The sequence below is a fragment of the Cedecea sp. P7760 genome, assembly GCF_013386425.1.
In the GTDB taxonomy this organism is placed as follows: domain Bacteria; phylum Pseudomonadota; class Gammaproteobacteria; order Enterobacterales; family Enterobacteriaceae; genus Cedecea; species Cedecea selenatireducens.
In genome coordinates, this window is sequence record NZ_JACARU010000104.1 from 1 (window position 1) to 10,992 (window position 10,992).

General features: G+C 58.8%; 9 protein-coding genes. 7 read left to right on the forward strand and 2 right to left on the reverse strand.

What is annotated here, in order from left to right:
• Positions 1-129 (reverse strand): ThiF family adenylyltransferase (locus HX778_RS24770; protein ID WP_370527418.1); only part of this gene is annotated, 129 nt, incomplete at its 3' end.
• 1 nt (position 130) lies between these two features.
• Positions 131-1,363 (reverse strand): molybdopterin molybdotransferase MoeA, encoded by a 1,233-nt coding sequence (moeA, locus tag HX778_RS24775; RefSeq protein WP_038481138.1) that lies wholly within the window; start codon positions 1,361-1,363, stop codon positions 131-133.
• 244 nt (positions 1,364-1,607) lie between these two features.
• Here moeA and HX778_RS24780 point away from each other — a divergent pair, with 244 nt between their 5' ends.
• From HX778_RS24780 to HX778_RS24810, 7 genes are all read left to right on the forward strand, one after another.
• Entirely contained in the window at positions 1,608-3,551 is a 1,944-nt protein-coding gene (locus HX778_RS24780; protein ID WP_370527419.1) for an autotransporter outer membrane beta-barrel domain-containing protein, read from the forward strand.
• Between the two features lie 213 nt (positions 3,552-3,764).
• Positions 3,765-4,718, forward strand: coding sequence for a beta-aspartyl-peptidase (gene iaaA, locus HX778_RS24785; RefSeq protein ID WP_176983343.1), 954 nt, complete (start codon positions 3,765-3,767; stop codon positions 4,716-4,718).
• The gene (gene gsiA, locus HX778_RS24790; RefSeq protein ID WP_176983344.1) at positions 4,718-6,592 is read left to right on the forward strand and encodes a glutathione ABC transporter ATP-binding protein GsiA; all 1,875 of its coding nucleotides are present in this window, start codon (positions 4,718-4,720) and stop codon (positions 6,590-6,592) included. Before iaaA ends, gsiA begins: the two co-directional genes overlap by 1 nt.
• A gap of 12 nt (positions 6,593-6,604) precedes the next feature.
• On the forward strand, positions 6,605-8,143 hold the full coding sequence (gene gsiB / locus HX778_RS24795) for a glutathione ABC transporter substrate-binding protein GsiB (RefSeq protein ID WP_038481142.1): 1,539 nt from the start codon (positions 6,605-6,607) through the stop codon (positions 8,141-8,143).
• Between the two features lie 113 nt (positions 8,144-8,256).
• Positions 8,257-9,177: a glutathione ABC transporter permease GsiC gene (gene gsiC, locus HX778_RS24800; protein WP_166872389.1), complete on the forward strand. Its 921-nt coding sequence runs from the start codon at positions 8,257-8,259 to the stop codon at positions 9,175-9,177.
• Between the two features lie 2 nt (positions 9,178-9,179).
• A complete protein-coding gene (gene gsiD, locus HX778_RS24805) occupies positions 9,180-10,091 on the forward strand; it encodes a glutathione ABC transporter permease GsiD (protein WP_038481146.1) in 912 nt (303 codons plus the stop codon).
• A 36-nt stretch (positions 10,092-10,127) separates the two neighbouring features.
• On the forward strand, positions 10,128-10,868 hold the full coding sequence (locus HX778_RS24810) for a MipA/OmpV family protein (protein ID WP_176983345.1): 741 nt from the start codon (positions 10,128-10,130) through the stop codon (positions 10,866-10,868).
• Positions 10,869-10,992: the final 124 nt, after the last annotated feature.

A 10,992-nucleotide genomic window follows, 5' to 3' on the forward strand; every position in this document is an offset into this window, starting at 1 on the left:
GCCCAGCCCGCCCAGCCCGACGATGAGAGCCCGCGAGGCTTTCAGCTTCTCCTGGCCGTCAAAGTCAAAGCCGCGCAGCACAATCTGGCGGTTATAGCGCAGCATTTCCTCATCGCTAAGCTCAACCATCTCAGCCTCCGAACAGCGGGTTAAACGGCTCGACCTCAACCCATTCTCCGGCCTCTACGTTGCCGCGCTCGCGCTCCAGCACCACAAAGCAGTTGGCCTGGCTAAAGGAGCTGAAAATATGCGAGCCCTGGTGCCCGGTGCTTAATACTTCAAGGTCACCCTGCTCGTTGCGGCGCAAAATGCCACGCTGGAAGTCGAGGCGGCCCGGGGATTTCTTCAGCTTGCCGACGGTGCGCACGCGCATTCTCGGTGGAAGAGGGTTGATTTGCTGACCGCTCAGCTTAGCCAGCAGCGGCTGTACCAGCTGGTAGAACGTCAGCGCCGCCGAAACCGGGTTACCCGGCAGACCGCAGAACCAGCTATTTTTCAGTCGCCCAAAGGCAAAAGGTTTGCCTGGCTTAATCGCCAGCTTCCAGAAGCCGACTTCGCCCAGCTCTTCAAGGATTTGTTTGGTGTAATCTGCTTCGCCCACCGAAACGCCGCCGCTGCTGATGACGACGTCCGCGCGGCTGTCCGCTTCGTTAAACACCGCGCGCAGGGCAGCCTGGTCATCACGAACGATGCCGAGGTCGATAACTTCGCAGCCCAGCTGCTCCAGCATGATGTGAACCGCCAGGCGGTTGGTATCGTAGATTTGGCCCTCGGCCAGCGGCTGGCCGGGAAGCTGGAGCTCGTCGCCGGTGGAAAACACCGCTGCACGCACTTTGCGGTAGACCTTCACTTCCGGGATGCCGAGAGAGGCAATCAGCGGCAGCTCGGCGGCGGTCAGCTTCACGCCTGCGGCCAGTACGCTGGCGCCCTGATGGATATCCTCGCCGCGGCGGCGAATGTTCTGCCCGTTCTTCACGACGGCGTTAAAGCGCACGCCGCTTTCGGTGACTTCAGTCTCTTCCTGCATGACTACTGCTTCGGCCCCGGCAGGGATCGGTGCGCCGGTCATGATGCGCACGCAGGTGCCAGCGGGCCATTCGCCGCTGAACGGCTGCCCGGCAAATGCTTTACCTGCGACAGGCAGCGCGCCACCGGCTTTGATATCCGCCAGCCGCACCGCGTATCCGTCCATCGCTGAGTTGTCGAAGCCGGGGACATCGAGCGGAGAGATGACCGGTGCGGCGGTGATGCGGCCCGTGGCCTGCAGCAGCGGCAGGGCTTCCGTTTCGGACAGCGGGTTAATACGGGACAGCATCTGTTCAAGCGCGGTTTCAAGCGGGATCAGCCCGGCGGTAAATTCCATTCGTGGCTCCTGGAGCAGGGACAAAATAAGGGCTTAGTATGGCAGAAAACGCCGTCTGGCGGCATGTCTGGGATCAGCAAAATCCTCCCGCCAGCGCGGGGCTATGCGTTACATCACGTTGTCACGTTTCTTCTTTACGCTCGGCCTGCGCGTAAACCGCCATTGGCTATAGTCATTGTGGCTAAGAAAAAACCTCTGCAAGGAAGAACTGATGATAAGCAAACAAAAAGTGTTTCAATTCAGTATGCTGGCTGCCGCTATGGGCGTTACCTCATCCGCATTTGCCTTTGATTCCCTCACCGTTTTTGGCGACAGCCTCAGCGACACCGGCAACAACGGGCGCTGGACCTGGAACAGCAGCCAGAACAAACTTTATGACGAACAGCTGGCCGACCAATATGGCCTGACGCTGACGCCTTCCCGAGAGGGCGGCAGCAACTATGCCGCGGGCGGGGGCACCGCCGTGCCAGCGCTCAATTCGGCCGATAATACCCAAAGCCAGGTTCAACGCTACCTTAGCCAGACCGGCGGGCGAGCGGACGGCAACGGGTTATACATTCACTGGATAGGCGGCAACGATCTGGCCGCGGCCGCCACCCAGCCAGCGCTGGCGCAGGGAATCGCCGCTAACAGCGCGGCCAACGCAGCGGCTCAGGTTGGGGCTTTGCTTGATGCCGGAGCCGGGCTGGTGGTGGTACCTAACGTCCCGAATATCGGCGCGACGCCAACGTTGATGGAACTGGTGCTTAGCGCAGGGCTTGGCGCGGCGGCCACGCCAGCCATTCAGGCTGCTTATGCTTCTCTGGATGTGGCGCAAACGCCTGACCTGGCGAGCCGCCAGCAGGCAATTCATCAGGCTTTACAGGCGGCGGCGTCGGTCGTCAGTACGAATCCACTCATTCAGCAGGGCGTAGCCGCTCAGCTGATTGCTGCCTACGATCAAGCCGTGCAGCAGGCTTCTTTACTCACCACCTTCTATAACAGCGCTGAGGATCAGGCTCTGCTGCAACACGGCGGCAACATTGCCCGGGCGGATATCAACGGCGTTTTCCAGGAAATCCTGGCCAACCCTCAGGCGTTCGGCCTGACAAACACCGCCGGGATGGCCTGTCCGCCGGGCGTGGCGGCGACAGACTGCACCAGCTCGACGCCCGGCTTTAATGCCTCTCAGGGCTATCTGTTTGCCGACCATTTCCACCCTGGCCCGCAGGTACACAGCATCATTGCCCAATACATTGAGTCGATTATCGCCGCGCCTGTTCAGGTGACTCGTCTGAATCAGGGCGCGCAGGCGATGGTGCGTGGCAGCCGGGCCACGCTCGACAGCCGCTACCAGCAACTGCGTCAGGGCGAAAACGCCGCCGGTTCACTGGGCGTGTTTGGCGGCTACGGCGGGGGCTATCAGCGGTATAGCGGGCACGGTGGAACCGGTGACGGCAAAGGGAACACCAATAACCTGACCGTTGGCCTGGATTACCAGCTCAATGAAAACGTGGTGCTGGGCGGGCTGATTGCCGGCTCTCTGGATAACCAGCGCCCGGATGATAACTACCGCTATGACACCCGAGGTTTCCAGGCCGCGCTCTTTGGCCAGCTTCGCGCGGGCCAGGCCTGGCTGAACGTGGACGTGCATTATCTCTCTGCGGACTTCACGAATATTCAGCGCGATATCACGCTCGGACAGCTGACCCGCACTGAAAAAGGCGATACCGACGGGAGGCTGTATGGCGCGCGACTTACTGCGGGTTATGACCTCGCGATAACGAACTGGCTGACCACGGGGCCGGTGCTGCAATACGCCTGGGATTACAGCCACGTGAACGGCTACAGCGAAAACGGCAGCAGCAGCACCGCTATGCGCTTCGGCGATCAGAACGGCCATTCGCAAATCGGCAGCGCGGGCTGGCGCGTGGACACGAAGCTGGGGGTGATTAATCCCTGGGCGCAGGCCAGCTACCGGCATCAGTTTGGCGACGACAATTACCGTGCGAACGGCGGCTTAAAATCCACGGCGCTGACCTTCAGCCGCAGCGGTGAACAGCTGGATAAAAACTGGGCCGATATCGCCGTCGGCGCTGATATGCCGCTCTCGGATACCGTGTCAGCCTTTGCGGCAGTGGCGCAAACGGCCGGGCTAAGCGACGGGAACCAGACCAGCTACAACGTGGGTATCAGCGCGAAGTTCTAACTTTTTGTTACCACCAAAGAAATAGCGGTTCAGGTTTTATCGGCCGCTATTTCTCCTTCCCGCCGGGCGGCGTAAGGCTCGCAGAGTAAAGTCAATTTTCTTTACAACACTTTTACGTCTTTCTATATTCAAAAATCGTATCAATGTTTGGCAACGATTCTGATATTTATAGAAAAAACGCCGCCAGATATCACATTCAACAGGCAATGCCGAATGACCAAAGCCGTTATCGCTATTCATGGCGGGGCCGGAGCCCTGACCCGCGCCCACCTGACGCCGGAAAAAGAGCAGGAGTTTATCAGCGCGCTATCCAGAATAGTGGAGGTCGGGCAGCAGATCCTCGAGCACGGCGGCAGCGCGCTGGACGCGGTAACCGAGGCCGTTCGCCTGCTGGAAGAATGCCCGCTGTTTAACGCCGGGATTGGTTCTGTGTTCACTAGTGAAGGCAAACATGAGCTCGACGCCTGCGTCATGGACGGCAACAGCCTGGATGCCGGGGCGGTGGCGGGCGTAAGCCATATTCGCAACCCGATTCTTGCGGCGAGGCTGGTGCTGGAAAACAGCCCTCACGTGCTGATGATTGGCGAAGGGGCGGAACGTTTTGCCGCTCAGCAAGGGCTTGAGCCGGTAGATGAAACACTTTTTTCGACCGAAGAACGCTATCAGCAATTGCTGCGCGCCCGTGAAAGCCAGCAAACGCTGTTGGATCATGACGGGGCCGAGCCGATTGATGCCGATAAGAAATTTGGCACGGTTGGCGCAGTGGCGCTGGATAAACTCGGTAATCTGGCGGCGGCAACCTCCACCGGCGGGATGACCAATAAACTGCCGGGCCGGGTAGGGGATTCACCCCTCGTCGGCGCGGGCTGCTATGCCAACAATGCCAACGTGGCGGTGTCCTGCACCGGCACGGGTGAAGTTTTTATGCGCACGCTCGCGGCCTACGACATTGCTGCCCTGATGGAGTATGCCGGACTAAGCCTGCAGCAGGCCGTCGACCGTGTGGTGCTGGAAAAACTGCCCGCGCTGGGCGGCAGCGGCGGCATGATTGCCATTGATAATCAGGGCAACGTCGCGCTGCCGTTTAACAGCGAAGGGATGTACCGCGGCTTTGGCTTTGTGGGCGATGCCCCGAATGTAGGAATTTATCGTGACCAGGAGAGTTAATGCCGCACAGTCATGAACTGCCGGACGAGCAGGTGCTTGCCGTTAGCGACCTCAATATTCGCTTTCGCCAACAGCAGCAGGTCACCGAGGCGGTGCGTCACCTGTCGCTGACGCTTAACCGGGGTGAAACGCTGGCGATTGTCGGCGAGTCGGGCTCCGGGAAATCGGTGACGGCGATGGCATTGATGCGCCTGCTGGAACAGAGCGGCGGGCTGGTCGACTGCGAGAAACTGCTGCTGCGCCGCCGCAATAACGAAGTGCTTAATCTGCCCGAGCTGAACAGCGCGCAGATGCGTCGCGTGCGTGGCGCGGACGTGGCGATGATTTTCCAGGAGCCGATGACCTCGCTCAACCCGGTGTTTACCGTGGGGGAGCAAATTGCCGAATCTATTCGTTTACACCAAAAGCTGGACGGCCGGGCGGCGCTGAATGAGGCAAAACGCATGCTTGAACGCGTGCGCATTCCTGAAGCCCAGGCCATTCTGAACCGCTACCCGCACCAGCTTTCCGGCGGGATGCGCCAGCGGGTGATGATCGCCATGGCGCTCTCCTGCCGCCCGGCGGTACTGATCGCCGATGAGCCGACGACCGCCCTCGACGTGACTATTCAGGCGCAGATCCTGCAGCTTATTCGCGTCCTGCAGGATGAAATGCAGATGGGGGTGATTTTTATCACCCACGATATGGGCGTGGTGGCCGACATCGCCGACCGGGTGCTGGTCATGTATCGGGGCGAAGCGGTGGAAACCGGCACCGTTGAGCAAATATTCGAAAACCCGCAGCACGCCTACACGCAGGCTTTACTGGCCGCCGTGCCGCGTCTGGGCGCCATGAACGGCAGCGATTTACCGCGCAAGTTTCCGCTTATCGTGCCGGGGCAATCGAATCAGCAAGAGCCTGAAGTCGAGCAGGACACCATTCCCCACGGCGCTAAGCCAGTGCTTGAAGTGCGTGACCTGGTCACCCGTTTTCCGCTACGTAGCGGGATATTCAACCGGGTGACGCGCCAGGTACATGCTGTTGAAAAGGTGAGCTTCGATTTACTGCCCGGCGAAACCCTGGCGCTGGTAGGCGAGTCCGGCTGTGGTAAATCGACCACCGGGCGCTCGCTGCTGCGGCTGGTGGAAACCCAGGGCGGCACCATCACCTTTAACGGCCAGCGTATTGATAATTTGCCTGACGGCGAACTGCAGCACGTCCGCAAAGACATCCAGTTTATATTCCAGGATCCGTATGCTTCGCTGGATCCTCGCCAGACGGTCGGTTACTCCATCATGGAGCCGCTGCTGGTGCATCAGGCGATGCCCAAAGAGCAGGCTCAAGAGCGCGTAGCCTGGCTGCTTGAGCGCGTAGGGTTGCAGCCGGAACACGCCTGGCGCTACCCGCATGAGTTCTCCGGCGGCCAGCGGCAGAGGGTTTGTATTGCCCGCGCGCTGGCCCTTAACCCGAAGGTGGTGATTGCCGATGAGTCCGTTTCGGCGCTGGATGTGTCGATTCGGGCGCAGATAGTTAACCTGCTGCTCGACCTGCAGCGTGAGTTTGGCATCGCTTTCCTGTTTATCTCCCACGACATGGCCGTGGTGGAACGTATCAGCCATCGCGTGGCGGTGATGTATCTGGGCCAGATTGTTGAAATTGGCCCGCGCCGCGCGGTGTTTGAAAACCCACAGCATCCGTATACCCGCAAGCTCATGGCGGCGGTGCCGGTGGCTGACCCAACCCGTAAGGGACGCAAGCCCGTTTTAGTGTCTGACGAGATCCCCAGCGCCACACGCAGCCTGGGGGATGAACCGCACGTAGCACCGCTGGTTGCGGTGGGGCCGGGGCATTTTGTCGCCCGGCATCCCATCGGCAGCAGTGAAAATCGCCTTTAAAGGAAAACAATAATGACAGCTAACACAACGCAAAAATGGCTTCTGGCGGCGGGACTGGCCTCCGCCGTTATCGCCACGCCCGCTTTCGCTGCTAAAGATGTCGTCGTAGCGGTGGCCTCAAACTTCACGACGCTCGACCCGTATGATGCGAATGACACGCTGTCGCAGGCGGTGGCGAAGTCGTTCTATCAGGGGTTGTTCGGGCTTGATAAAGACATGAAGCTGCAGAACGTGCTGGCGGAGAGCTATAAGGTCTCTGACGACGGCCTGGTGTACACCATCAAACTGCGTACGGGCGTGAAGTTCCAGGACGGCACTGACTTCAATGCCGATGCGGTAAAAGCTAACCTCGACCGCGCCAGCAATCCGGATAACCACCTCAAGCGCTATAACCTGTATAAAGCCATCGCGAAAACCGAAGCGGTCGATCCTGCGACGGTAAAAATCACCTTAAAACAGCCGTTCTCGGCGTTTATCAATATTCTTGCCCACCCGGCGACGGCGATGATCTCTCCGGCGGCGCTGCAAAAGTACGGCAAAGATATTGGCTTCCACCCGGTGGGCACCGGCCCGTATCAGCTGGATACCTGGAACCAGACCGATTTTGTGAAGGTGAAGAAATTCACCGGTTACTGGCAGGCTGGCCTGCCGAAGCTGGACAGCATTACCTGGCGTCCGGTCGTGGATAACAACACCCGCGCGGCGATGCTGCAAACCGGCGAAGCGCAGTTTGCGTTCCCGATTCCTTACGAGCAGGCCGGCGTGCTGGAGAAAAACAGCAAGCTTGAGCTGGTTGCTTCCCCGTCCATCATGCAGCGCTACATCAGCATGAACGTGACCCAAAAACCGTTTGATAACCCGAAGGTTCGCGAGGCGATCAACTACGCGATTAACCGCCAGGCGCTGGTGAAAGTGGCGTTCTCCGGCTTTGCCACGCCTGCGGAAGGCGTCGTGCCGCCGTCCATCGCCTATTCGGAAAAATTCAAACCCTGGCCTTACGATCCGGCCAAAGCCAAAGCGCTGCTAAAAGAAGCGGGCTTCCCGAACGGCTTTGAAACCACGCTCTGGTCGTCCCATAACCACAGCACCGCGCAGAAAGTACTGCAGTTTACCCAGCAGCAGCTGGCGCAGGTTGGTATCAAGGTGAAAGTGACGGCGATGGACGCCGGGCAGCGTGCGGCAGAAGTGGAAGCCAAAAGCCAGAAAGAGAGCGGCGTGAGAATGTTCTACACCGGCTGGTCGGCCTCAACCGGTGAAGCAGACTGGTCTCTGTCACCGCTGTTTGCTTCCCAAAACTGGCCGCCAACGCTGTTTAACACCGCGTTCTACAGCAATCCTCAGGTGGATAAAGACCTGGCTGAGGCGCTGAAAACTACCAAACCGGAAGAGAAAGCGAAGCTGTATAAAGACGCGCAGGACATTATCTGGAAAGAGTCACCGTGGGTGCCGCTGGTGGTGGAAAAACTGGTTTCTGCCCACAGCAAAAACCTCACCGGATTCTACGTGATGCCGGATACCGGGTTTAGTTTTGATAATGCGGATCTGAAGTAGCGTGATAATGACCCTCACCCCGGCCCTCTCCCTAAAAGGGAGAGGGGGAAACCAAAGCTTTTTTTCTTTATTCCCTCTCCTCTTTGGGGAGAGGGTTAGGGTGAGGGGCCGCGATGTTTAACTATTTCCTCAAACGCCTCCTGGGCCTGATCCCCACGCTGTTCATCGTCGCGGTGCTGGTGTTCTTGTTTGTGCACCTGCTGCCCGGCGACCCGGCGCGCCTGATTGCCGGGCCGGAGGCCGATGCCACGGTCATTGAGCTTGTTCGCAAACAGCTCGGGCTGGATCAGCCCTTGTGGCGACAGTTCCTGCATTACATCACTCACGTGGTGCAGGGGGACTTTGGCACCTCGCTGGTTTCGCGCCGCCCGGTATCCGAAGAGATTGCCAGCCGCTTTATGCCCACGCTGTGGCTGACGCTGACCAGCATGGCCTGGGCGACGCTGTTTGGCCTGGTTACCGGGATAGTGGCCGCCGTCTGGCGCAACCGCTGGCCGGATCGCCTGAGCATGACGATTGCCGTGTCCGGTATTTCCTTCCCGGCCTTCGCGCTGGGAATGCTGCTGATGCAGGTCTTCTCGGTTGAGTTAGGCTGGCTCCCCACGGTGGGGGCAGACAGCTGGCAGCACTACATTTTGCCGTCTATTACCCTTGGTGCGGCGGTGGCTGCGGTGATGGCGAGATTCACCCGCGCATCGTTCGTGGATGTGCTGCATGAAGATTACATGCGTACCGCCAGGGCGAAAGGCGTGAGCGAAACGCTGATCGTGGTGAAACACGGCCTGCGTAACGCCATGATCCCGGTGATCACCATGATGGGGTTACAGTTCGGCTTCCTGCTTGGTGGCTCAATTGTGGTGGAAAAAGTGTTTAACTGGCCGGGATTAGGGCGCCTGCTGGTGGATTCGGTGGAAATGCGCGACTACCCGGTTATTCAGGCGGAAGTCCTGCTGTTTTCGCTGGAGTTTATTGTAATCAACTTAGTGGTGGATCTGCTGTATGCCGCCATTAACCCGGCCATCAGGTACAAATAAGGATGCGACTTTTAAACTGGCGACGCCAGGCCATAGTCAGCGCGATGCCCGCCGTTCGCGCCGGGCAAATCCGTACGCCGTGGAGCGAGTTCTTACGCCGTTTTCGGCAGCAGCCCGTGGCGATGACCGCCGGACTTTTCGTGCTTTTACTGATAGTAGTAGCGCTGATAGCGCCGTGGATAGCGCCCTTTGATGCGGAAAACTATTTTGATTACGACAGGCTGAACGAAGGGCCGTCGGCATTGCACTGGTTTGGCGTTGATTCGCTGGGGCGCGACATTTTTAGCCGCGTGCTGGTTGGGGCGCAAATCTCACTGGCCGCCGGGGTCTTTTCGGTGCTTATTGGCGCGCTGATCGGCACCTTCTTTGGCCTGCTGGCGGGGTATTACGAAGGCTGGTGGGACCGCATTATCATGCGCATTTGCGATGTCCTGTTCGCCTTCCCCGGCATTCTGCTGGCGATAGCGGTGGTGGCGGTGATGGGCAGCGGCATGACCAACGTGATTATTGCGGTGGCTATTTTCAGTATTCCGGCGTTTGCCCGTCTGGTTCGCGGCAACACCCTGGTGCTGAAACAGCAAACTTTTATTGAGTCTGCTCGTAGCATTGGCGCCCCGGATGCGACTATTATCTTCCGGCATATTCTGCCGGGAACCGTTTCGTCGATCGTGGTTTATTTCACCATGCGTATCGGGACCTCTATTATCTCCGCCGCAAGCCTGTCGTTTCTTGGCCTGGGCGCTCAGCCTCCTACGCCGGAGTGGGGCGCGATGCTGAACGAGGCGAGGGCGGATATGGTCATTGCCCCACACGTGGCTATTTTCCCGAGTCTCGCCATCTTCTTTACCGTGCTGGCGTTCAACTTATTGGGCGATGGGTTGCGGGACGCGCTGGACCCCAAAATTAAAGGCTAAGCTGCGGCAAAACCTTCGTCGCCCTGGAGTAAATACATGCGAAAAATAACCGGGGCGCTTCTGCTCAGCCCGCTGCTGATTGCCACCTCCTGCCCGGCGGCCAACTGGTCGCTTGGCGCGCAGGGCGGGCTGTATCAAACCCCTTATCAAACCCGCCATGTGCTGCGCTGGGCGCTGCCATACGTCGGCTACGATGGCAAAACCTGGTATCTCGACGGGACCGAGGCGGGCTATAACTTCATCAATACCGATACGCTGTTGCTGCGCGCTAAGGTCTATTACTACGACACGCTATATCGTGCCGATACCGGGCAAACGCCCGCGCTGCGAGGGCTGAGCAACCGCAATAGCACGATGATGGGCGGTATGACGATGCAATACACTACGCCGGTGGGGGCATTTAGCGCCACGATCGCGGGCGATACTCTGGACGTCAGCAACGGCGTGGTCGCCAATTCGGCCTATATCGCAATGGTGCAGTGGGGAGATTTCACGCTGGTGCCGGAAGCCGGCATGGACTTTTCTAACGCGCAAAATACGCGTTATTACTATGGCATCTCTGAGAAAGAGTCGGCAAAAACGGGCCTGGCGACATGGCGTCCGCAAAGCAGCATTGTGCCTTACGCACAGCTGGCGATGAACTATGCCTGGACGCCGCTGTGGAACACCTGGGCACAGTTCACGCAGCGTTTTTACCCGAGCACGATAAGTGACAGCCCGATGGTGAATAAGAACAACGTGCGGGAGCTAACGGTGGGGATGAGTTATACGTTTTAGGCGATTGCTCGGTGATTATCTCATCGTTATAAATACCCACGATTATGCAAACCCGGATAAAATTCCGTTCACTTCCAGTACAGTTTCATATGTAGCCACTGCGCCGGTGAAGCGGTAAACCCAC